We start from the raw sequence: 20,750 nt of genomic DNA on the forward strand, positions 1-20,750 counted from the left end.
AACGCTTCGTCTGCTTAGCTCCTTTGTTTTGTCGCAGGTTCCGGAAAACCGTTGGACACTTTTCCGGAACCTGCTTAGGAGGCCCCGCCCATGACGTTGCCCATGAACCGGATTTCGCTGTCGCGCCGCGGCTTCCTGACGTCGGCCTGCTGTCTCGCCGCCGCCCCCATCTTTACGCCTGTCACCTTCGCGGCGATGCCGGGGGACAACCGTTTCGTCACCATCGTGCTGCGTGGCGCGATGGACGGGCTGGATCTGGTGCAGCCCTATGGCGATGCCGGCTTTGCGGCGCTCAGGCCGACACTGGCGCTGACGCCCGAGACCGGGCTTCTCGATCTCGACGGGCATTTCGGCCTCAATCCGGCGGCCGCCGAGCTGCTGCCGCTCTGGAAGAGCCGCGAGCTCGCCTTCGTGCATGCCGTATCGACGCCCTATCGCGACCAGCGCAGCCATTTCGACGGGCAGGACATGCTGGAATCCGGCGGCGAACATGTTGCCGAGGAGAAGACCGGCTGGCTGAACCGGGCGCTCGCCGTCATTCCGCGCTCGGATGCGCGCAAGGCAATCGACATCAACACCTCGACGGAGCTGATCCTCTCCGGACCCAACAATGTCGACGTCTGGGCGTCGGATTCCAATCTGGCGCCGGCGCGCGACGAGATGCAGTTCCTGGCGCGGCTCTATGCCGGCGATCCGCCGTTCGCAGAGGCGATGGCCGAGGCGACACGGGCCAACAGCGCCTCGATGATGGTCGAGCCGGAGGGCCAGCGCGGCGCGAAGATCGCCGATGTGGCAGCGCTTGCCGGCAACATGCTGAAGGGCGATTACCGCATCGCCAGCTTCTCGATTTCAGGCTGGGACACGCATATCGGCCAGGCCGGCCAGTTCAAACGACCGGTGCAGGACCTTTCGCAGGCGATCAATATGTTGAAGACCACGCTCGGGCCCGAGATCTGGGCAAAGACGGTGGTGCTTGCCATGACCGAGTTCGGCCGCACCGTGCGTCAGAACGGCTCAGCCGGCACCGACCACGGCACCGGCGGCTGCGCGCTGCTATCAGGCGGCGCCATCAACGGCGGCCGCATCCTCGGCCGTTGGCCGGGCATCGGCGACGGCCAGCTGCTCGACGACCGCGACCTGATGCCGACCGGCGACGTGCGCGAGCTCGCCGCGGCGATGCTCTACCGGCAGTTCGATGTGTCTGCGGATGATTTGACGGGGAAGATCTTTCCGGGACTGGGGTTTGATAAAGGGTCGCAGTTTTTGAGGGAGTGAGCGGCGGAGCCGCGAATGCATGGAGCGTAAGCGAAGGGCAAGAATAAGGTCGTCTCTTGGCTAGCCAGGGAGCTTGCCGCTACCCGGCCCTTCGCCTGGCTCAGGGCGTTCGACGTTGCAATCGATTCACTGGATCGATTGCTCCCGCTCGCGGGACCACGTCTCACCCCAAGACATCATAAAGCCGGAAGATGAAACTTACCTGATAGATCAGGTTGGCGATGATGAAGGCGGTGTGGAAGCGGCGGTTGGGGGTCCAGGCGGCGATGGCGCATAGGAGGATGTAGACGATGTTGCGAGCTGGGTATTCCCAGCCGAGCGAGAGGATGCGCTCATGGCCCTTGATTGTCGTGTCGAGAATATCGACGGCGTAGGTGAGGCCGAGGATGCCGAAGAACCATTTGCGCCGGGAAATGAAATATTCCTCGTAGCCGCCATATTCGTCGAGCGAGGCCGGAAAGAGCAGGGCGCAGAGCAGGAAGAACAGACTGCAGAAGCAGATGAGGAAGAGATAGATGCCGAAGCCGATCGCCGGCACCGCCTGCAGGCGATATTCCCACCACCAGATATGGATGATGAACAGGAACATCGACAATGCCCAGCCGAGATGGATGGGATAGACCTTGGCCTTGGCGGGATGCTGGACGATGCCGGCAAGGCCGGTGAGCACTCTGGCGAGTGAAAGGCTGATGACCATGCCCATGACCACCTTGATGTGAAGGAAGACCTCCGGCGAGCTGACCGTTTCCATGCTGTCGATCCCTGGCCTGTCACTCCTCGGGGACTTGCTTCGGTTTGCCCTCTTCGTCGAGCGCCACCATGATGAAGGTGCCAGCCGTGACCTTTTCCATCTTGGCGTAACGTGCGCGGTGCGCCCAGGCTTCGACGCAGAGCGTGATCGAGGTACGGCCGACACGGTCGATATCGGTATAGACGGATAATGTGTCGCCGATCTTTACCGGCAGCTCGAAGGCCATCTCCTTGACGGCGGCGGTGACGACGCGGCCCTTGGCGCGCTCTGCAGCGCGGATGCCGGAGGCAAGGTCCATCTGCGCCATGACCCAGCCGCCGAAGATATCGCCGGCCGGATTGGCGTCACCGGGCATGGCAAGCGTCCTCAGCGTCAATTCGCCTCTCGGCTTGGCGGCATCGGTCATCAAGTCTTCTCCATCTGGTGCGGGCCATGGGCCGGCGATTCACTGGAGAGCACCCTAGTGCAAAGGCCGAGGGCTGTAAAAGACGGCAAGACCAAGCGCTAGAGACGGCCGATGAGAAAAATGTTGCTGCCGTTGCCGGTTGAAATCTCATTTGATTTCAAATGGTTGAATTTTACAGCTTTCATCTGACCTTACGTTATTTAATTGTCTCCTAATTAAGCTTTACGCTCCAGTAATTCCGGCAATTCAGAATGCGATCGATCTCAAACATAAGAATCGCCGGGAACCTCATGCGCAACGTCAAGATTTCCACCCGACTTTACTGCCTCGTCGCATTCACGCTTGCCGTGCTCACGGCGACGATGGTCTTCTTTCTGAACTATTCCTATTCCGAGCTGGAAGCGGAGCGGAAGGCGGGGCTGGCGCAGTTGGATGCGACGGCGCTCGGCATCTTCGACAAATATTACAAGATGGAGCAGGCGGGCACGATGACCCGCGAGCAGGCGCAGGCGGCGGCCAAGGATGTGATCGGCGCTATGCGCTACGGCGCCGACGGTTACTTCTGGATCAACGACATGCATCCCAAAATGGTGATGCACCCGATCAAGCCGGCGCTTGATGGCACCGATATCTCGCAGATGAAGGATCCGAACGGCAAGTTCCTGTTCATCGAGTTCGTCAACAAGGTGAAGAAGGACGGCAAGGGTTTCGTCGATTATTACTGGCCGAAGCCGGGTGCCGATGAGCCGGTGCTGAAATATTCCTATGTCGCCGGCTTCGAGCCCTGGGGCTGGATCGTCGGCACCGGTGTCTATGCGGATGACCTTGCCGCGCTCTATCGCCAGAACGCGATGTGGGCCGCACTGCTCTGCCTGCTTGGCGCCGCCGCCACGATTGCCATTGCCTATGCCATCGTGCGCAGCGTGACAGTGCCGATCGTCCGGCTGAAGGCGGCGATGAACGCGATTGCGGCCGAAGAAGCATCGGTGGAGATATCAGGCAGCGACCGTCGCGACGAGATCGGCCAGATGGCCAAGGCGCTGCTAGTGCTGCGCGATTCCGTCGACGAGCGCAGCGCGCTGCGCGGGCGGGAAGACGAAAGACAGCAGCAGATCGAGGAAGAGCGCCGCGGCAACGAGGCAAGCCTGCGTTCCGCCTCCGAACGGCAGAACCGCGCGATGCAGGCGCTTGGCGTCGGCCTGGAGAAGCTTGCGGGCGGTGACTTGACGGTTGCGATCGGCGATATCGGAGAGGATTACGCCAAGCTGAGGGGCGATTTCAACGCCGCCGTCGACGCGCTGAACGGCGTCATCCATGCGATCGCCGAATCGAGCCGCGTCGTCAACGACAGCGCTTCCGACATCAGCGAGGCGACCGGCAATCTGTCGAAGCGGACGGAGCAGCAGGCAGCCGCACTCGAAGAAACGGCGGCAGCGCTCGACGAGATCACCGCGACGGTCAAGACGGCATCCGAACGGGCGAACGAGGCACGCGAGATGGTGGCCGAGACCAAGGCGAGTGCCGGAAAATCCGGCGAGATCGTCCGCAACGCGGTGACAGCGATGGGCCGGATTGAGGATTCGTCCAACCGCATCGGCCAGATCATCTCGGTCATCGACGAAATCGCCTTCCAGACGAACCTTCTGGCGCTGAATGCCGGCGTCGAGGCTGCGCGGGCGGGCGAGGCGGGCCGCGGCTTTGCGGTCGTCGCCCAGGAAGTGCGCGAACTTGCCCAGCGTTCCGCCAATGCGGCCAAGGAGATCAAGGAACTGATCAGCCGGTCCGCAACGGAGGTCCAGGGCGGGGTGGCGCTGGTGCGCTCGACGGGCGAGGCGCTGCTGGAAATCGAGGCACTGGTCAACCAGGTCAACGATCACGTCGCCTCGATCGCGACGGCGGCGCGCGAGCAGTCGACGGGGTTGAACGAGATCAACGGTTCCGTCAATCACATGGACCAGATGACCCAGCAGAATGCCGCGATGGTCGAGGAGACGACGGCGGCAAGCCGCACGCTCGCCGACGAGAGCACTCAGCTGAAGACGCTGCTTTCGAATTTCCGCCTGCGCGGGGAGCCGCCGCCGGTGACCCGATACACACGGGCAGCGTGAAGAAACGTAGAAATGAAAGGCCGGGAAACCGGCCTTTTCCTTTCCGTCGCGTTCAGATTGTGCCGGTAAGTTTTCATTCACCGTTTTTAATTAAAATTGGAGTGAGTTTTTTCGGTCACTGCCCAGCCAGCCTGCGGAAGCGATAAGAGTATGGCGTTTGTTTCCTTTCCTCGGCGATCCCTTTTGCCCATGCTGCTCTCAGTGGCGCTGACGACCTGTTCGATCAGTGACGGGCTGGTGCCGCCGGCCAATGTCGACAACGGCACCAGGGTCAGTTCGATCTCGCCGTCGCGGGGGGCAGCGCGCATGGCGCCTGCCGTGCGCATGGCGCCGGTGGAGAGCCAGGCCTCCTATCCGGTTTCCAGCGCGCCCGTCGGCAATGGCCAGGGCTCCGTCGATTATCTCGATACGCCAAACCTTGCCGGCACCGGCCATGCCTCCCAAGCCGCGCCACAGGCGCGGCGGGGCAAGCTGCCGATGATCGACAGCGACGAGGCACTGGCGGCAGGCCAACCGAGTGGCAGCTGGGGCGGCACGCAGGCGCTTGCGATCCCGTCCGGCGGCGTCAACATGGATGACGATCTCGGGGCGGAGCCGGTCGTCGGGCTGGCGCAGGAACAACAGCAGCAGATCGCCGAGGGCAACGCCACCGAGCCGGTTGTCGACGGCATCGGTACCGATAATCCAACGCAGCTCAACCAGCCCATGCGCCAGCCCGCGCAGCAGCCAATGCCGCAGCCGGCGGCCGAGGCACAGATGAGCCGGGCGCCCGCCTGGAACGACGGCACCCCTGTGGTGGCGCCGAGCCGTGTTCCCGAAGAGGACGAGAGCGAAGAGGTCGCGATGCTGCGGCCGAACAATCCGATGATGAGCGAGCCGGCGGCACCCGTCGATCCCAGCGTCATGCCGTCCTCCGAGCTTGCCTGCCGGCGTGAGCTGAAGCGCATGGGCGTCCTCTTCGACAACAAGCCGCCGATCTCTAATGGGCCGGCCTGCCAGGTGCCTTATCCGGTGTCGCTGAAAGGGCTTTCCGGCAATATCGGCGTGCGCCCGGCCGTGACGCTGAACTGCCAGGTGACGCTCGCTTTCGCTAAATGGGTGAAGAACGAGCTGGCACCGTCCGCTCGCTACCGTTACTGGTCCGGCATCAAGACGATCCAGCCGCTCGGCGGCTATTCCTGCCGGCGCATGAACAACAGCCGGCAGAAATACAATCCGATGTCGGAACACGCCCGCGGCAACGCCATCGACGTCGGCAAGTTCGTGCTGAAGAACGGCCATGAGATCGACGTGCGTAAGAAGGGCCTGTTCTCGCTGCGTGAGGGGCGGCTTTTGAAGGCGGTGCGCAGCGACAGCTGCCGCTATTTCAATACCGTGCTCGGCCCCGGCAGCAACCCGGAGCACTGGAACCACTTCCACTTCGATCTTCGCTCTCGCAAGAGCGGCAAGGCCTATTGCGACTGATGCATATCGCCTAAGCCATGCGGCGCGGGTGCGGCTGATGTCGCAGCATCGGACTCGGCTGCCAAAAAAGGTTCATCCCTGCCGCAGGGCACGCTATAGATCGGCGAGCCGATTGCGTTTCGAGAGTTTGATCCATGAGCTATGATTTCCATGTCGGCCAGAAGGTCGTCTGCATCAACGACACCTTCAAGCATGTCAGCATCGACCAGCTCATCCGCAAGGGCGAGATCTATACGATCCGCTGGGTGGGTGAATATACCCATTATATCGACGGCACCTTCATCGGGGTGAAGCTCGCGGAGATCAACCGCGGCAATGATGACGGGCCGGAAGGTTACGGAGCGGCCGACATGCCCTATCGCGCCACGCGGTTCCGGCCGCTGGTGAAAGACAAGATCTCGTCACTGCGCAAGCTGTTGGCGCCGACGCCCGATGCACCGGTCGAACCGAAGGAAAAAATCAGGAAGAAAGAAAAGGTCTGAGCGCTGGCGCGCCGGGATCTCCAGGTGATCCGCCATTGCTGACCAATACATCCGTAGCAGCGGCTGCACGGCGGCTTCGGCACAACCCATCTTGGCCTGCGCGAGGACGTGCTGGAGCGTTTCAGCGATTGGCATCCCTCGCTCGTGGACCTCATCTCCAGAAGCAGGCGCCGTTGATCGCAAGGCCGCTTTAGGCATGAATGGATGGTGGCGTCTAGATTGTCTGCCGGCCGACTGGCACGCCGGGCTCGCCGAGATCCCAATAGAGGCCTGCCATCAATGCCAGGCCCTCGCGGGCGATGGAGAGGGGAAGATGCTCGTTCGGCGCATGCTGGGAGCATCCCGGATAAGAATGCGGGACCCAGATCGTCGGCAGGTCCAGGGTCTCGGAGAAGGTGTCGTTCGGCAGCGATGCGCCGAGGTTCGGCAGGATGGCCGGCGTCTTGCCGGTGGTGCGGCTGATCGAGTCGACCGCCCAACCGACCCAGGGATGCTTGGGATCGAGACGCGTCGCGTAGAAAATCTCGTCGCCTGCCTGGGCAATCTGCACCTGCGGAAAACCATGACTGTCGAAGTGCCGTCGCAGCGCCGGCAGTATATCCTTCACATCGACTCCGACGACGAAGCGTAGCTGGCAACGCGCCCAGGCGCGCGGCGGGATCGCGCCTACGGGTGTCTTGGGGTTGCCGGCTTCGAAAGCCAGGATCGCGAAGGAGCTCCAGGCAAACAGTTTTTCGGCTGGCGTCAGCCCGGGTTCGCCCCAGTTCGGATCGATTTTCGCATCGCCGTCGCCATCCTCTGGGACGCAGTCGGCAAGCACATGCCGGACATTGTCGGGGATCTCTTTCGGACACCATTCCGGGATGCGAATTTCGCCCGACGGGCCGGTGATGCTGGCAAGCGCATGGGCGAGTTGGATTGCGGGATCGGAGAGTAGGCCGCCCCAGTTCCCGGAGTGGTGCCCGCCCTTGCGCGCGTCGATCAATATATCGAAGCTGACGGCGCCGCGGGAACCCAAGAAGATAGTCGGCCGTTCGGCAGTGAGCCGCGGGCCGTCTGAGGCGATCAGCACGTCGGCGCGGAACAATTCCCTGTGCGTGACGGCGAGTTCACGCAGGCCGGGCGATATCCGCTCCTCACCCATCTCGATCAGATATTTGGCGTTGAACCCGAGCTTGCCGCGCGTTTCCAGCACGGCCTGGATGGCGCCGATGTTGACGGTATGCTGCCCCTTGTTGTCGGCGACTCCGCGCCCGTACCATCTGCCGTCACGTTCGGTCATCCGCCAGGGCGACAGGCCGTCGTCCCAGGCATCGTCAAGTCCGCGGATCACGTCGCCATGGCCATAACCAAGGACAGTCGGCCGTTCGCGATCCTCGATGCGCTCGGCAAAGAGAAAGGGCCAGCCGGTCTCCGTCAATGTGCGGCAGGTGAAACCGAGAGCCTCGAAGGTCGGCCTGATTTCGGTTTCGATATAGTCGAGCAACACCTGCCTGCGATCGGGGTTCTGGCTCTCCGTCGGCATGCCGACACGGCGCGTAAGATCGGTTCGGAACGATCCTGAATCGAAATAGGCCTCTGCTCTTGCTATGGCCGCGTCACGTGTCATGAGCCGGAGCATAACATCAGGACAGGCGCATCGAAATGCCCAATCGAATTTCGCCGCTGCCGCTCAGGGGTGCCCGGATATGGCGTGTTTCCGCCTATAGAAACAAATCGCATCCGATTAAATCGGAGTGGTGTTGACATCGCTTTTGGTTGGGCGTATTAGAGCGCATCCGATTTAATCGGATGCGAATAAAACTTAAACCGAAAGGATATCACCATGACCGAGAAGCTTCTCTTTACCGGCAAAACCCACATCTCCGGCGGCCGCGACGGCTCTGCGCGCAGCAGCGACGGCACGATCGACATCAAGCTGCCGCAGCCGCATCCGGCCGCCGAAAACCTGTTCGGCATCGCCTGGTCGGCCTGCTACATCGGCGCCATCGAACTTGCCGCTGCCCAGAGAAAGATCACGCTGCCTGATGGTCCCGAGGTCGACGCGGAGATTACTCTCAACGCCGACAACGGCTCCTTCTTCCTGAGGGCGCGCCTCAATGTCAGCCTGTCCGGCATCGATCGCGACATCGCGCAGGAACTGATCGAGGCAGCCCATGGCATCTGCCCTTATTCCAAGGCGACACACGGCAATATCGACCTCGAGACCAGGCTTGTCTGAGCGGGCGAGGGCAGACCTCATCGCCGGAGGGTTTGATGCGGAGGGCCTGCCGGTCGGGCCGGCAGACCTCTTTCTGAGGTAGCAGGCACGGGAAACCTTGCCGATCTGGAGAGCAAGCGATGATCAGTAGCCACGGCCAGTCGCACCAGGCCTTTGACGAGTTTTCACATGTGCTCGACCCTGATGTCTATGAGCCGTTGTCCGATGACTGGCTGGTCGGCATCACTGATGTCGTCAACTCGACCACGGCGATCCGGTCGGGGCGCTATGAAGACGTCAACTATGCCGGCGCATCTGTTATCGCCGCGCTCGGCAATGCCTGGGGATCGTTCGATTTCCCCTTCGTGTTTCGCGGAGACGGGGCAGCATTCGCCTTGCCGCCGCAGGGCATCATGGCGGCGACATCGGCATTGCGGCAGGTCGCAGGCTTTGCAAGAGCCGATCTCGATCTAACCCTTCGTATCGGGCTGCTGACCGTACGCGAAATCCGCACCAGTGGGCGCGACGTCAGAATTGCCCGTTATGCCGCCTCCGAGAACGCGACCTATGCGATGTTTACAGGGGGCGGGCTCAAATGGGCGGAGCAGCAGATCAAGAACGGCCGGTATCTGGTCAAGCCGGGCCGCTACGCCACGAAGCCCGACCTGAGCGGTCTCAGCTGTGACTGGACCCCGTTCCCAAGCCAGCGGGGCGAGATACTGTCGCTGCTGGTCGAGCCTCGCGATCATCTCAGTCCCGAGGTCTTTGCCGCCATGGCAAAACGCGTTCTTGCGGTTTTCGATGCCGCGCCGCGCCAATCTCATCCGCTTCCCGGTGGCATTCCCACCGATGGAGGCAGCGGGAAGCAGGTCGATGCGAAAGGCTGGTCGGAGGTCGCCGCCAATTCGGATTTCCGCAAGTTCGATGATGGTTTGCGTTTGACGCTGGACTGCACGCGCGAACAGATCGACAGGGTCGAAGCGATCCTCGTTCCGGCGAGGGCGCGCGGCGAGATCAACTTCGGACTGCACCGCCAGTCGCATGCGCTGATGACCTGTCTTGTGCCATCGGACAGGCCGGATTCGCACCTGCATTTCCTCGATGGAATGGGCGGCGGCTATGCCAGCGCCGCCGAGAAGATGGAGGAAGGCGCGCTTGGCGATGTCGTCCGGCATCATGCGCCGTCGCTCAGGACCCAGCCGGCGCGGGATCATCGCCGCCAAGAGATCTGAGCGGGCTTCCCCGTTTCCCGGCTGACAAGGTTTGCGAGCATTTCGCCGAGCTGAGGCGGCGCTAACTCGGCTTCACCTTCTATCGCGGCGAGGCTAAACCATCTAAGCTCGGTGTGTTCGTCATCGACCAGCCGCGGATAGCCGTACCACTGATCGATACGATAGACGTGGAAGGTGGCGGATGCCTCAGGCAGGCCCTCCGATGCGAACTTTCCCGCAAACTGCCAGCGCTGCGGCGTCACGCCTATTTCTTCCATCAATTCCCGGCGCAATGCCGTCTCGGCGTCTTCGCCGTCTTCGATATGGCCGCCCGGCAGGCTCCAGCGATCCCGGTGCACCTTGCGCCTGGAACTGCGTCTGGCCAGGAGAACGGTCCCATTCTGAATCAAGGCGCCCATCGCGATCTCGGGCATTTCGTCTTCTCCGTTATGTCATGATGCCGGGATCACGATTTTTCCGGCTCGGGTTGCGTCGATCGCAGGAGGTTGTCGCGCAGCCGCGTCACCGATTTTTGCACGACGGGAAAGTCGTCGCCGAGCCCGGTGGCGGCAATCATGGGAGCGACGGGATCGCCGTCAAGAAGAGTGCGCCCTGCCGGCGTCAGGCTCACCCGCACCTGCCGCTCGTCTGCGGGATCGCGACGACGCGTGATGTAGCCAACCGATTCCAGCTTCTTGAGGATGGGCGTCAGCGTATTGGATTCGAGAAACATCTTTTCTCCCAACGCCCCGACCGTCTGATCGTCCTCTTCGGAAAGGGCGACGATGACGATATATTGGGTGTAGGTCAGGCCAAGCTGATCCAGGATCGGCTTATAGGCGCGGCCGAAGGCAAGATTGGCCGAATAGACCGCGAAGCAGAGGAAATTGGAAAGCTTGCGACCGCCCTTGCCCGCCTGCGGAGAGGTGGGCATATCCGGTCCCTTAGCTGCTTTAGATGTCGGCATCGGTCCATCCTGTCCAAGCTTTCTGACAATAAGATCTATATAAATCGCATCCGATTAAATCGCAATAGTGCCGAAGTCGGTTTTCGATCCCGCCGTTTGCGGTGACTCGACAAAGATCAGCGGAAACTCCTGGGAGGCTTCCCATACTTCTTGCGAAAAGCGGTCGCGAAATGGGCGGAGTCGGAGAACCCGATTTCAAAGGCGATCGCCGTCATGGGCAGTGTGCTGTTTTCGACCAGAAACCGGCCATAGCGCAATCTCGTCTCAACGATAAAACGCTTCGGAGTCATGCCGATATTGTCCTGGAACAGACGCGCGAACTGACGTGGTGACAGGCCGACCAGAGAGGCCACCTGTTCCGGTGAGACATCGCGGCCTTTCCGACTCTCGATGAGAACGACGGCTCGCTGAATACGCGAATCTTCCGTGCGGCGAAATGTTGTGGCGCGGCCGTGATCGAAGGCGCTCATGTGCTTCTGCTCCGTGAGCGAAAGCTGGTGCACGGCTTTGGCCGCCCGATCCGGTCCGCAATGCGTGCGGATGAGCTCCGTCATCAGCGACAGGATCGATACGCCGCCAGGCACGGTAATGCGACCGTTTTCGATCAGGAAGTCATCGCGCGTGGAGAAGGCAAGACGCGGGAAGCCAATGCGGAAATCCTCCGCGTGAAAGGGATGGACGCACGCCTTGCGCCCGGCAAGCAGGCCCTCCTGCGCCAAGACGAAGGCGCCCGTACACACACCAATGACCGGGACACCTGCCGATGCCGCCACCCTGAGATAGTCGCGATGCTTGCTGGGTGCGGCGCGCAGATGTGGCAGGAGGCCACCGATAACCACGACGTAGTCGAAGTCGGTCGGGTTAATGTAGGGCGCATCGGCGTGAACCCGGATGCCGCAGCTGGCGACCGCCGCATGGCCGGGAACCCCCATGATCGACCAGCGACAATGCAATGGACGGGAATTGTCGGCAAAGTCCGCCGCATGCCTGAGGGGCTCGACGATACCCGTCAGCGACATCATCGGGAATGTCGGCCAGAGGAGAATGCCGACGGAGAGATCGGCCTTTCGGTCGCGTGCGACCAGAAGCCGCTCGGCCCAAAGATCGTCGAGCCAGCGCACATAGTCCGGCTCGTTGGCAGATATTTCGGACGGTTCCTCGGATGTGATCATGGTGTGTGGCGATGATAGAGTCATCATGTCCTTTTTTCAAAGAAAATGTCCGATTTATAAAATTCAGTAGCAGCCTTCAGTGTCAAGTTTCCTCTCGTCGAACGCGACATCCGGGGACAGAAACCACCGGACCGGGGAACCAACAAATCAAGGATCAGAACAATGGCACTTTCTCTTTCGAGAAGGATGGTGACGTGCGCTCTGCTGGCAGGCAGCTTCATGTCCCTTTCATCTATCGCCAAGGCTTTCGAACTTGCCGAGCAGGGCAAGCTTACGGTTGCCTTCACCGGCGACATGCCCGGCTCCGGCTGGCAGGACGGGAAGCTTATAGGCTATGACGGTGAAATCATGCAACGCATTGCCGACAAGCTCGGGCTCAAGATTCAGCCTGCCCTCATGGAATGGTCGGGTACGATCGCCTCCGTTCAGTCAGGCCGCGTCGACGTTATGCTCGGCACCATGGGCTGGACCGAAAAACGTACCAAGATCATGACACTGTCCGAACCGATCCACTACTTCAAGAACGGCATCATGCAATCGACGAAGACGAACTGGGACAAGCTTTCTGACCTGGAAGGCAAGAAGATCGGCACGATCACCGGCTTTTCGTTCATTCCGGAATTGAAGAGCATCAAGGATCTCCAGCTCTCGCTCTACGACACTTCCGATGCGGCCGTGCGCGATCTTATCGCCGGGCGCATCGACGCTGTTATCGGCGATCCGCCGGTGATCTCCTACGCCATCAAGCAGAACCCTGATTGGAATATGCACTTCCTTGCCTTCACCGATAACAGTCCGGATTTTCCGCTGCTGACCGGTCTCGGCCAGGTCGTCTATGGCCTCAACCAGAAGAACGACGATCTGCGCCAGAAGATGGACGCCATCATCGCCGACATGTGGAAGACCTGCGAGATGAAGGAAATCGGCGCCCGCTACGGATTGTCGTCGGATGTCTGGTTCAAGCCTGTGGGTCAAAACTTCCGCGCCGGCGTCGATCGCCCTGCAGATTACAAGCTGCCGTCCTGCGCAGCTGGCGGCTGAACGAGCGTGCGGACGGAAGCTGCAATCGGCGGCTTTCGTCCACCCTCTAATCGCATGAGGAAACGGTGATGAACGCGCTTCTGAGCGTTGCAGGCCTGCGCAAGAGCTATGGTCCTATCGAAGTTCTCAAAGGCATCGATTTCGACGTCGCGCCAGGTGAGAAGATTGCCCTGATCGGTCCGTCCGGCTCCGGGAAATCCACCTGTCTGCGCTGCATGAATTTTCTGGAAAAACCCAGTGCCGGCGAGATCCGCCTCGATGGCGAGCGGATCGGTACACGCAACGGCCGTATCATGAGCGATCGGCAACTTGCACCGCAGCGCGCCGAGATGGGCATGGTCTTCCAGCTCTTCAATCTCTGGCCGCATCTGTCGGTGACGGAAAACGTGGCGATCGCGGCGCGCAAGGTGCGCGGTCTGCCTGCCGCCGAGGCACGCGAACTGGCTTTGGAAATGCTGGCCAAAGTCCATATGACGCATCGCGCCGACGCCTCACCGCTCGAACTGTCCGGCGGCCAGCAGCAGCGTGTCGCGATTGCGCGAGCGCTTGCCCAGAAGCCAAAGCTCATGCTGTTCGACGAACCGACATCCGCACTCGATCCCGAACTGGTCCAGGAGGTTCTGAAAGTGATGGAGGAGCTGGCAGCCGAAGGGCGCACGATGCTGATCGTCACGCACGAGATCGCGTTTGCGCGCGACATTGCCGATCGCGTCCTGTTTCTTGACGGCGGCACGATCGTGGAATCCGGCCCGGCACGCCAGGTCATAACCGCTCCCCGCGAGGCGCGCACGCAAGCGTTTCTCAACAAGATCCGGCACTAGGCGTGTCATGATTGGATTTTCCGTATTCTTCTCGGTCGTCCAGGGGCTCGTCGCCGGGCTTGGCGTAACCGTTTTCGTCACGATCGCCTCGCTCGTGTTCGCAGCCGCCTTCGGGTTCCTTCTCGCTCTGCTCAGACAATTTGTCGGGATCAAATTCATCAATCTCGCGATCGATGCCTGCTGCGAGATTCTCTGCAATGTGCCGGCCTTGACGCATCTGTTCATCCTCTACTTCGGGCTTGCCAGCCTCGGCGTGAAATTGACGTCAATCACGGCGGCCATCCTGGGCCTCGGGCTCATCGGGGCGGCGATCACCTGCGCAATCTTTCGCGCCGGTTTCGCTGCGCTGCCGAGCGGGCAGGCGGAGGCGGCGCTTGCTGCAGGGCTGACCCCACTCCAGACCATCTTTGAGATCCTGACGCCGCAGGCCATGCGGATAGCGCTTCCGGGGCTCGGAAACTACGCGGTGCAACTTCTCAAGGACACGTCCGTCGTCTCGGCCATCGCGGCGCCGGAAATCATGTTCTTCGCCCGTTCAATGGTGACGTCTTCCTTCCAGACAACAATGATCTATGCGACGGCGGCGGCACTCTACCTGTTGCTGAGCCTGCCATTGATGCAGGCAACGCAGTTCCTCGAAAGACGTTACGGGAGATTGAAAGGATGAGTGCTTTCCTGGCGCCCTATGGCGATCATGGTGCCGAATGGCTGCCTCTGCTGCTGCGGGCGATGGTGAATACGGCGCTGCTTTCCGTTTGTGCCTTTGCCCTGGCATTCGTTTTCGGCCTGCTGCTTTCGCTCTGCCAGAAATCCAGTTTCGCAGCGCTGCGGTATTTTGCGGCTCTTTATGTGACGATCGTGCGGGGCGTGCCGCTATTGGCGGTTCTGTTTCTGCTTTATTTCGGCTTGCCGGGCATCGGGGTCGTCTTCGATGCTTTCGGTGCGGCGATCGCCGGCCTGGCGTTGTGTTTCGCGGCCCAGGTCGCCGAGCTTTTCCGCGCCGGTCTGAAGGCTATACCGGCCGGACAGAGTGAGGCAGCGCTGGCCGCGGGCTTCACCCCGGCCCAGAGCTTCGCCTGGATCATCCTGCCGCAGGTCGCGCGTGTCATTCTGGCGCCGATGATCATCACCTTCGTCTCGCTGCTCAAGGATTCTTCGCTCGCTTCGCTGATTACCGTCGACGAACTGGTCCTCACGGGGCGGTCAATGGCGACGGAGTATTTCCTTCCCTTGCAAATCTATGTTGCCGTCGGGCTCTGCTATTTCGCGATAGCCTGGCCGTTCTCGGTCCTCTCGCGTCGGCTAGCCCTTCCGGCCGCCCGCTAACTCGTCATCACAAGGCCAAGACCATGACCACTGAAACGACCGTTGCCACGGGCAACGCATGTCGGCATGCAACGCAATCGCATGAACCTCGTTGGCCGGTGATCCTCATGACCCCCGACGTCAGCGAGGCGCCCGATGCGCCGACCGAGACGGAGTATGTGGTGCGCGCCAACTATGCGGATGCCATAGCCGAGGCAGGGGGAATTCCTTTGATCCTGCCTTACAACACCCGGAACCTGGCATCGGTGTTGGCGCTCGCCGATGGGATCGTTCTCACCGGTGCGCGGCCGGGGACCGAGGTGACAGGCGCGCGCAGACAGTTCGAAATTCAGCTGGTCGAACAGGTCTTGAAAACGGGCAAGCCGCTTCTCGGCATATGCCACGGCATGCAACTGATCGGTGAATACCTTGGGGGCGAATTTCAAACCGAGCTCCCGGCCGCCGCCGTATCCCACATCCCGCAGGGTATTCCCGACGTGTTGGCGCACGAGATCACGATCGAGCAAGGCAGTGTGCTGACCGATTGGGTGGGGAAGGGGCCGGCACGCGTCAACAGCCTGCACCGGCATGCTTTGGCCGGCCAAGGACGCTTCCGTGTCGCCGCGCGGGCGCCGGACGGAACCATCGAAGCATTCGAAGGGGACACGGACGGCTTTTGCCTCGGCATCCAGTGGCACCCCGAATACCGGCTGAGCGAACTCGACAGGAATATCATGAGGGCCTTCGTCGACCGCAGCGCAGAAGCGGCAGTCCGCAAGGCACGCAGTGCTTCATCGGCTGGAAGCAATCGTGTGCGCGAACGGCTGGCACAGCTTGAGCTTGCTCTGCCTGAAGCATCCTCGCCGCCAGGCGCATTTTCGGGTGCTGTGCGGACCGGCAGTATCATCACCGTTTCAGGTCAGGTGCCATTGCAGGACGGTGTGGTGCTGCGGACGGGACATCTCGGAGCATGCGTCTCCATCGAAGAGGGGCGAGAATGCGCGCGCTGGGCGCTTCTTAATGCGCTTGCACAGCTGGAAGGGGCTGCGGGCGGCTTTGACAACATCCTGGGCTTCGTCCGGCTCGCGGGCTATGTCGCGGCGGATGCTGCTTTCGAGCGCCACGGCGCCGTCATCGATGGGGCTTCCGAATTGCTCCGAGAGCTCTTCCCGGATCGATGGGCGCATGCCCGCATCGCAATCGGCGTAACATCCCTGCCGCGCGGGGTTCCTGTTGAAGTCGAGTTGACGGCCGTCGTCGGCGACGAGGCTTGAGATGGCACGCGTTGCGGTGATCGGCGCCGGCGTCATCGGCGTATCGTCGGCCTATCTTCTGGCCCGGGCGGGGCATGATGTGACACTTATCGATGCGGCAAGCGCGCCTGGCATGGGGGCGAGCGCCGGCAACGCCGCGCAGCTGTCCTGGGCCTATGGTGACGCAATGGCATCACCAGCCCTGCTGAAGCATCTGCCAGCGATTGCGATGGGCCGCGATCCAGCCTTCCGAATCCACTGGCAACTCGATCGGGACTTTCTCTGCTGGGGGCTGAAATTCCTTGCCAATACACCGTTCAGACGTTGGTGGAGCAATACGCAGGAGATCCTGCGCCTTGCCGAGCAATCCCGTCACGAACTCGCAATCCTGCTTAAGGAAACCGATATCGAATTCGACTATCGTGTCGCCGGAAAACTGCACCTCTATGCCGACCGGCAAAGTTTTGCTGCCGCCGATTCCAGTGTTGCGCGCAAGAATGCTCTCGGCTTCGAACAGCGCCTGCTGACGCGGGTGGAGGCGGAAGACGTCGAGCCTGCGCTCGCCGCATATCAGGGAGAGATTGCCGGCGCCGTTTATACACCCAGTGATGCCCTCGGCGATGCGGCTGGATTTTGCCGCCAACTGACCGCCTGGATGATCGAGCGCGGGCAGGTCTCGGTGCTCTTCGGCAAGAGGGTCTCGAGCTTCGTCCAAACGGGAGGCGTGCTGACAGGATTGAGGTTCGAAGACCGCGATGAGCTTCGCATCGACGCGGCCATCGTTGCGGCAGGACCGCAGATCCGTTCCCTTATATCCGATTTGCCCGAGGCTCGCGACATACGCCCCATCAGAGGCTATTCGCTCACCGTTCCAAGAACTTGCCTTGCACCAAGTATCAGCCTGACAGACGTCAAACGAAAGCTTGCCTTTGCGACAATTGGCGACCGTTTTCGTGTCGCCGGACTGGCAGATATCGAGCGTCCAGGGGCGGGTTTTGATGCCAGACGTTTCGACACGCTCAAGCTGGCCGCGTCCGCGGTGCTGCCCGACCTTTTCGAGCGATCGAATGAACTGATGAGATGGTCAGGCGAGAGGCCTGTGACACCGACCTCCAGGCCCATTATTGCCGGTTCCCGACACATCAAAGGTCTCTACATCAATGCCGGTCACGGCATGCTGGGTTGGACACTCGCATTGGGCTCTGCCCGCCGCGTGGTCGATCTCGTTCAACAAGTCGGTGGCTGGCGCCGCCCGGTGCTATAGTTGCGGACGCCATTCCGCCTGTCGCAGTGTGGATTGCCCTTAGAACAGGATGATTTTAGGCCGGGTCGGCCTAAAATCTGAATCCTGTTCTAAATTAAAGAGTTAGAGCATGATGTCGTCCGAAAACCGCTCACACTTTTCGGCATCATGCACTAGCCGAATTTCTCCGTCGTATCGGCCTTGCCGAACACCCAGTAGCCGGAAGCCTTGATCCAGCCGAGCGGGCAACCTCGTTCCAGCAGGTAGGCGCGGATATCGCGTGTCACCGAGGCTTCCGCCGCGACCCAGATGAAGGTTTCCGGTTTGATATCGACCGCACTCAAGAGTTTCAGCAGCGCTGCGGCATCGGTTGCCTGAGAGAGAGGCCGGTGCGCCCAGTTGAGGTGCAGCTCGGCTGATGTCTCGAAGGTCTGCTCTTCCAACGGGCCGGTGACGGCTGCGATTGTGGTGATAACGGTTCCGGCGCCGCTTTCCTCGATCCGGCGGCCGATCGCCGGCAGTGCTGTTTCGTCGCCGATCAGCAGCCATCGTTTGACAGTCTTCGACACTACGGCGGAGCCTCTAGGTCCGCCGATCTCGAGTTCGTCGCCTGGGCCGGCGTCGATCGCCCATTGCGTCACCGGACCTGCCTCATGCAAGGCAAAGTCGATGGTCAATCTCCGCTCGGCATTGTCATAGCGGCGCGGCGTGTAGTCACGGCGCTCTTCTCCACCGCCGGCAGTGGGAATGAAGATCTTGATGTGGTCGTCAGCACCGAGACTGATGAAATCGGCGAGATCGTCACCTGCCAATACGACCCGGCGCATACTCGGAGTGATATCGACGACGCTTTCGACTGTCAGCATGCGCCGCCGCGTGTCGTGGCGAATCCGCTCTATGCCAGGGATCGATGAAGCTTGATCTTTGAATTGATTGTTATCCATGTGTCCTTCCGGGGCTTCTGAAGCTCGATCCGCAGGACACAGTCGCGCAGATCGAAGCCGCAAAGCCGTTCGATCATACGCGTTGAGTGACGTTAACGCTTACGTGGCCGGGTGACCCGACCATTGACGGCATGATGTAGCCGACGGCGGCGACATGTGCAACGGCAAGGTGGTCAACAAGGGCGATGATTGCCAAAGTTTAACTTTCCGGTGCCGTTCCGGTTGGGCAATGATCGGCCGATCAGCGGTTATGGAGAAGACGATGGACAGCAGAATCCAGGACGTGCTCGACATCTATCACGCGATGATCGAGACGGAGCATAACAGCCCGCGCGAGCTGCCTCACGGCGGGCGCGATGGAGGACAGGATCAGCGGCTGCGCGCGGTCGGGCCCGCGACCGGGCAGTTCATCAATATTCTCGCCAAGAGCCTCAAGAGCCCGACCATTCTCGAACTCGGCACCTCCTTCGGCTATTCCGGGATTTGGCTGGCGGAAGCCGCGCGCGCCTCCGGCGGACGGCTGGTCACCATGGAAATGCACGGCTACAAGTCGGCCTACGCATGCGACATGGCCGTCAAGGCAGGGCTCGCAGAGCATGTGGAATTCATGGTGGGGGATGCGGTCCAGATGATCGGCGAGCTTTCCCAGGGCATCGACTTCGTGCTGGTGGATCTCTGGAAGGATCTCTACGTTCCCTGCCTCGAAGCCTTCTACCCCAAGCTCAATCCGGGCGCGATCATCGTCGCCGACAACGTGCTGCGCCCGGGAGGCGATGATCTCAAACGCTACGGGCAAGCCGTTCGTGCCAAGCCAGGGATGTCAAGCGTGCTGCTGCCGGTCGGCAGCGGGCTTGAGGTCAGTCGGTTCGATGGAGGCTGAGGTGAGATCAGCGGCCATTTTGTTTTTAGTTGCAGAAAAAAAGATGACACGTTTGAAGCTAATTTCCGACACTTTCCCGATCAAAGCTCCGCCATCGCGAGCTTTGGAGATGTGATGTCGGGCATTCTTATCGCCACCCTGTTGGCAACGGTTTCAGCAAAGATTCCCGCCGGATTTTCCAGCGGTGGCCTCCTTTATTCTGATTGCGGCGGCTCACGGCAGTTTGTCGTCGGATATGTCGCGGGTTGGTTGGACAAGTGGAACCGGGACGAATATTTGGCCCGCCGTATTTTCACCGAAGTCGTTCCTGCGCCTAAAGCAATGGTAAACTCGGCGTATTTTGCCAACTCCGTTGGGGTAAACGTCTGTGTGCCGGTTGGAACGACCGCGGAAGCAATCGGCAATACGTTGTGTACATTCCTCGAAGAGAATCCCGGCATTCGCGAGGCCACCGGCGACGAGTTGATGACGACCTTGATCGCCTATAAATACCGCTGCCCCGTGCCGTAAGACGTCAAACTCCCCCCGGCTTGTTGATTTCGATGAAACGGCTGAGCGAGGTGGCGGCGTTCAGCATGTGGGCGCGCATGCGCCGGGATGCCATCTCACCGTCGCCTTCGGCGATCGCTTGCATGATTGCCTCGTGTTCGTCCCGGGATCGGCGGAGCCGTTCGCCCTGGCGCAGCTGCGTGCGCCGGAAGGCATTCAGGCGGTTGCGCACGGCGATCGCCTGTTCGGCAAGGAAGCTATTGTGGGTGGCGTGATAAATGGCTTCATGGAATTGGCGGTTGAAGCTGTCATAGGCATCGAAATCGCCGGTCTCGACGATCGGCTGGGAGAGGTCGTGCAGTTCGATCAGATGGCTGCGTTCCAGTGGTGTCATGCGGTAGGTGGCGAGCCTGACGCAAATGGCCTCGATCTCGGCCACAGTCTCGAACATCTCCATAATGCGCTCCGGCGTCATGCGGGCGACGACACCGCCGCGTCGGGCGCGAAGCTCGACGAGGCCGCCCGCCGCCAGCTGACGCAGCGCTTCGCGAACCGGCGTGCGGGAGGCGCCGAAACGATCGGCAAGCTGCTGTTCGTCCAAGGCTGCGCCCGCCGCCAGCGTGCCGGTGGCGATCTCGTCCGTCAGGGCGTTGCGAATGCGGTCCGAGAGCAGCCCGCGATCATCGCCGTCATCCTCGGTTTCGAAATTACTCGCCATTCCGTTATCTCCGATCTGTT

General features: G+C 61.1%; 22 protein-coding genes. 14 read left to right on the forward strand and 8 right to left on the reverse strand.

Annotation, left to right across the window (positions count from 1 at the left end):
* The first annotated feature begins 90 nt into the window (after positions 1-90).
* Positions 91-1,275 carry a DUF1501 domain-containing protein gene (locus tag GFM02_RS10205; protein ID WP_168321593.1) on the forward strand — a complete coding sequence of 395 codons (1,185 nt, stop codon included), beginning with the start codon at positions 91-93 and terminating at the stop codon, positions 1,273-1,275.
* Positions 1,276-1,438: 163 nt separating this feature from the next.
* Here GFM02_RS10205 and GFM02_RS10210 read toward each other — a convergent pair whose 3' ends face one another.
* Entirely contained in the window at positions 1,439-2,026 is a 588-nt protein-coding gene (locus tag GFM02_RS10210) for a hypothetical protein (RefSeq protein WP_168321594.1), read from the reverse strand.
* 19 nt (positions 2,027-2,045) lie between these two features.
* The gene (locus GFM02_RS10215; RefSeq protein WP_003540707.1) at positions 2,046-2,432 is read right to left on the reverse strand and encodes an acyl-CoA thioesterase; all 387 of its coding nucleotides are present in this window, start codon (positions 2,430-2,432) and stop codon (positions 2,046-2,048) included.
* Positions 2,433-2,722: 290 nt separating this feature from the next.
* Here GFM02_RS10215 and GFM02_RS10220 point away from each other — a divergent pair, with 290 nt between their 5' ends.
* The 3 genes from GFM02_RS10220 (at position 2,723) to GFM02_RS10230 (ending at position 6,486) form a co-directional block, all read left to right on the forward strand.
* Complete coding sequence (locus GFM02_RS10220; RefSeq protein WP_168270074.1) at positions 2,723-4,540, forward strand: methyl-accepting chemotaxis protein; 1,818 nt, start codon at positions 2,723-2,725, stop codon at positions 4,538-4,540.
* 150 nt (positions 4,541-4,690) lie between these two features.
* A complete protein-coding gene (locus GFM02_RS10225; RefSeq protein ID WP_168321595.1) occupies positions 4,691-6,004 on the forward strand; it encodes an extensin-like domain-containing protein in 1,314 nt (437 codons plus the stop codon).
* A gap of 134 nt (positions 6,005-6,138) precedes the next feature.
* The gene (locus GFM02_RS10230; protein ID WP_012757920.1) at positions 6,139-6,486 is read left to right on the forward strand and encodes a hypothetical protein; all 348 of its coding nucleotides are present in this window, start codon (positions 6,139-6,141) and stop codon (positions 6,484-6,486) included.
* A 214-nt stretch (positions 6,487-6,700) separates the two neighbouring features.
* Here GFM02_RS10230 and GFM02_RS10235 read toward each other — a convergent pair whose 3' ends face one another.
* Positions 6,701-8,095, reverse strand: coding sequence for a M20 family metallopeptidase (locus tag GFM02_RS10235; protein ID WP_246728775.1), 1,395 nt, complete (start codon positions 8,093-8,095; stop codon positions 6,701-6,703).
* Between the two features lie 216 nt (positions 8,096-8,311).
* Between GFM02_RS10235 and GFM02_RS10240 the strand changes: the two genes are divergently transcribed.
* Both GFM02_RS10240 and GFM02_RS10245 read left to right on the forward strand, forming a co-directional pair.
* A complete protein-coding gene (locus tag GFM02_RS10240) occupies positions 8,312-8,707 on the forward strand; it encodes an Ohr family peroxiredoxin (protein ID WP_168270068.1) in 396 nt (131 codons plus the stop codon).
* 119 nt (positions 8,708-8,826) lie between these two features.
* Positions 8,827-9,918, forward strand: coding sequence for a DUF3095 family protein (locus GFM02_RS10245; protein ID WP_168321596.1), 1,092 nt, complete (start codon positions 8,827-8,829; stop codon positions 9,916-9,918).
* Here the strand turns inward: GFM02_RS10245 and GFM02_RS10250 are convergent.
* The 3 genes from GFM02_RS10250 to GFM02_RS10260 form a co-directional block, all read right to left on the reverse strand.
* Positions 9,897-10,331, reverse strand: a complete 435-nt coding sequence (locus GFM02_RS10250; protein WP_168321597.1) for an NUDIX hydrolase — start codon at positions 10,329-10,331, stop codon at positions 9,897-9,899. The two genes, GFM02_RS10245 and GFM02_RS10250, sit on opposite strands and share 22 nt — an antisense overlap.
* Before the next feature lie 32 nt (positions 10,332-10,363).
* A complete protein-coding gene (locus GFM02_RS10255) occupies positions 10,364-10,864 on the reverse strand; it encodes a MarR family winged helix-turn-helix transcriptional regulator (RefSeq protein WP_168321598.1) in 501 nt (166 codons plus the stop codon).
* Positions 10,865-10,980: 116 nt separating this feature from the next.
* The gene (locus GFM02_RS10260; protein WP_168321682.1) at positions 10,981-12,036 is read right to left on the reverse strand and encodes a GlxA family transcriptional regulator; all 1,056 of its coding nucleotides are present in this window, start codon (positions 12,034-12,036) and stop codon (positions 10,981-10,983) included.
* A gap of 162 nt (positions 12,037-12,198) precedes the next feature.
* Here GFM02_RS10260 and GFM02_RS10265 point away from each other — a divergent pair, with 162 nt between their 5' ends.
* From GFM02_RS10265 to GFM02_RS10290, 6 genes are all read left to right on the forward strand, one after another.
* Positions 12,199-13,077 carry an ABC transporter substrate-binding protein gene (locus GFM02_RS10265; RefSeq protein ID WP_168270062.1) on the forward strand — a complete coding sequence of 293 codons (879 nt, stop codon included), beginning with the start codon at positions 12,199-12,201 and terminating at the stop codon, positions 13,075-13,077.
* Between the two features lie 68 nt (positions 13,078-13,145).
* Complete coding sequence (locus tag GFM02_RS10270; RefSeq protein WP_168270060.1) at positions 13,146-13,898, forward strand: amino acid ABC transporter ATP-binding protein; 753 nt, start codon at positions 13,146-13,148, stop codon at positions 13,896-13,898.
* A 7-nt stretch (positions 13,899-13,905) separates the two neighbouring features.
* Complete coding sequence (locus GFM02_RS10275) at positions 13,906-14,565, forward strand: amino acid ABC transporter permease (protein WP_131663600.1); 660 nt, start codon at positions 13,906-13,908, stop codon at positions 14,563-14,565.
* Entirely contained in the window at positions 14,562-15,224 is a 663-nt protein-coding gene (locus GFM02_RS10280) for an amino acid ABC transporter permease (protein ID WP_168270058.1), read from the forward strand. Before GFM02_RS10275 ends, GFM02_RS10280 begins: the two co-directional genes overlap by 4 nt.
* 23 nt (positions 15,225-15,247) lie before the next feature.
* Positions 15,248-16,477, forward strand: a complete 1,230-nt coding sequence (locus GFM02_RS10285; RefSeq protein WP_168270056.1) for an Atu1372/SO_1960 family protein — start codon at positions 15,248-15,250, stop codon at positions 16,475-16,477.
* A gap of 1 nt (position 16,478) precedes the next feature.
* Positions 16,479-17,720, forward strand: coding sequence for an FAD-dependent oxidoreductase (locus GFM02_RS10290; protein ID WP_168270054.1), 1,242 nt, complete (start codon positions 16,479-16,481; stop codon positions 17,718-17,720).
* Positions 17,721-17,872: 152 nt separating this feature from the next.
* Here the strand turns inward: GFM02_RS10290 and GFM02_RS10295 are convergent, their stop codons facing one another.
* Positions 17,873-18,643, reverse strand: coding sequence for a siderophore-interacting protein (locus GFM02_RS10295; protein ID WP_168321599.1), 771 nt, complete (start codon positions 18,641-18,643; stop codon positions 17,873-17,875).
* A gap of 262 nt (positions 18,644-18,905) precedes the next feature.
* Here GFM02_RS10295 and GFM02_RS10300 point away from each other — a divergent pair, with 262 nt between their 5' ends.
* Together GFM02_RS10300 and GFM02_RS10305 are read left to right on the forward strand one after the other, a co-directional pair.
* Complete coding sequence (locus GFM02_RS10300; protein ID WP_168321600.1) at positions 18,906-19,523, forward strand: O-methyltransferase; 618 nt, start codon at positions 18,906-18,908, stop codon at positions 19,521-19,523.
* A gap of 114 nt (positions 19,524-19,637) precedes the next feature.
* On the forward strand, positions 19,638-20,033 hold the full coding sequence (locus GFM02_RS10305) for a hypothetical protein (RefSeq protein ID WP_168270048.1): 396 nt from the start codon (positions 19,638-19,640) through the stop codon (positions 20,031-20,033).
* A 4-nt stretch (positions 20,034-20,037) separates the two neighbouring features.
* Here the strand turns inward: GFM02_RS10305 and GFM02_RS10310 are convergent, their stop codons facing one another.
* Complete coding sequence (locus GFM02_RS10310; protein WP_168270046.1) at positions 20,038-20,730, reverse strand: GntR family transcriptional regulator; 693 nt, start codon at positions 20,728-20,730, stop codon at positions 20,038-20,040.
* Positions 20,731-20,750 lie beyond the last annotated feature (20 nt).

Origin of the sequence: Rhizobium leguminosarum bv. viciae (genome assembly GCF_012276115.1) — a bacterium.
Classification (GTDB): Bacteria; Pseudomonadota; Alphaproteobacteria; order Rhizobiales; family Rhizobiaceae; genus Rhizobium; species Rhizobium leguminosarum_T.

Excerpts from the sequence above, each read along its gene's own strand:
- GFM02_RS10250 (WP_168321597.1), bottom strand. The coding sequence starts at position 10,331 with ATGCCCGAGATCGCGATGGGCGCCTTGATTCAGAATGGGACCGTTCTC.
- GFM02_RS10265 (WP_168270062.1), top strand. The coding sequence starts at position 12,199 with ATGGCACTTTCTCTTTCGAGAAGGATGGTGACGTGCGCTCTGCTGGCA.
- GFM02_RS10210 (WP_168321594.1), bottom strand. The coding sequence starts at position 2,026 with ATGGAAACGGTCAGCTCGCCGGAGGTCTTCCTTCACATCAAGGTGGTC.
- GFM02_RS10280 (WP_168270058.1), top strand. The coding sequence starts at position 14,562 with ATGAGTGCTTTCCTGGCGCCCTATGGCGATCATGGTGCCGAATGGCTG.
- GFM02_RS10275 (WP_131663600.1), top strand. The coding sequence starts at position 13,906 with ATGATTGGATTTTCCGTATTCTTCTCGGTCGTCCAGGGGCTCGTCGCC.
- GFM02_RS10270 (WP_168270060.1), top strand. The coding sequence starts at position 13,146 with ATGAACGCGCTTCTGAGCGTTGCAGGCCTGCGCAAGAGCTATGGTCCT.
- GFM02_RS10240 (WP_168270068.1), top strand. The coding sequence starts at position 8,312 with ATGACCGAGAAGCTTCTCTTTACCGGCAAAACCCACATCTCCGGCGGC.
- GFM02_RS10235 (WP_246728775.1), bottom strand. The coding sequence starts at position 8,095 with ATGACACGTGACGCGGCCATAGCAAGAGCAGAGGCCTATTTCGATTCA.
- GFM02_RS10300 (WP_168321600.1), top strand. The coding sequence starts at position 18,906 with ATGGACAGCAGAATCCAGGACGTGCTCGACATCTATCACGCGATGATC.
- GFM02_RS10310 (WP_168270046.1), bottom strand. The coding sequence starts at position 20,730 with ATGGCGAGTAATTTCGAAACCGAGGATGACGGCGATGATCGCGGGCTG.
- GFM02_RS10305 (WP_168270048.1), top strand. The coding sequence starts at position 19,638 with ATGTCGGGCATTCTTATCGCCACCCTGTTGGCAACGGTTTCAGCAAAG.
- GFM02_RS10290 (WP_168270054.1), top strand. The coding sequence starts at position 16,479 with ATGGCACGCGTTGCGGTGATCGGCGCCGGCGTCATCGGCGTATCGTCG.
- GFM02_RS10245 (WP_168321596.1), top strand. The coding sequence starts at position 8,827 with ATGATCAGTAGCCACGGCCAGTCGCACCAGGCCTTTGACGAGTTTTCA.
- GFM02_RS10225 (WP_168321595.1), top strand. The coding sequence starts at position 4,691 with ATGGCGTTTGTTTCCTTTCCTCGGCGATCCCTTTTGCCCATGCTGCTC.
- GFM02_RS10220 (WP_168270074.1), top strand. The coding sequence starts at position 2,723 with ATGCGCAACGTCAAGATTTCCACCCGACTTTACTGCCTCGTCGCATTC.
- GFM02_RS10295 (WP_168321599.1), bottom strand. The coding sequence starts at position 18,643 with ATGGATAACAATCAATTCAAAGATCAAGCTTCATCGATCCCTGGCATA.
- GFM02_RS10255 (WP_168321598.1), bottom strand. The coding sequence starts at position 10,864 with ATGCCGACATCTAAAGCAGCTAAGGGACCGGATATGCCCACCTCTCCG.
- GFM02_RS10205 (WP_168321593.1), top strand. The coding sequence starts at position 91 with ATGACGTTGCCCATGAACCGGATTTCGCTGTCGCGCCGCGGCTTCCTG.
- GFM02_RS10285 (WP_168270056.1), top strand. The coding sequence starts at position 15,248 with ATGACCACTGAAACGACCGTTGCCACGGGCAACGCATGTCGGCATGCA.
- GFM02_RS10260 (WP_168321682.1), bottom strand. The coding sequence starts at position 12,036 with ATGATCACATCCGAGGAACCGTCCGAAATATCTGCCAACGAGCCGGAC.
- GFM02_RS10230 (WP_012757920.1), top strand. The coding sequence starts at position 6,139 with ATGAGCTATGATTTCCATGTCGGCCAGAAGGTCGTCTGCATCAACGAC.
- GFM02_RS10215 (WP_003540707.1), bottom strand. The coding sequence starts at position 2,432 with ATGACCGATGCCGCCAAGCCGAGAGGCGAATTGACGCTGAGGACGCTT.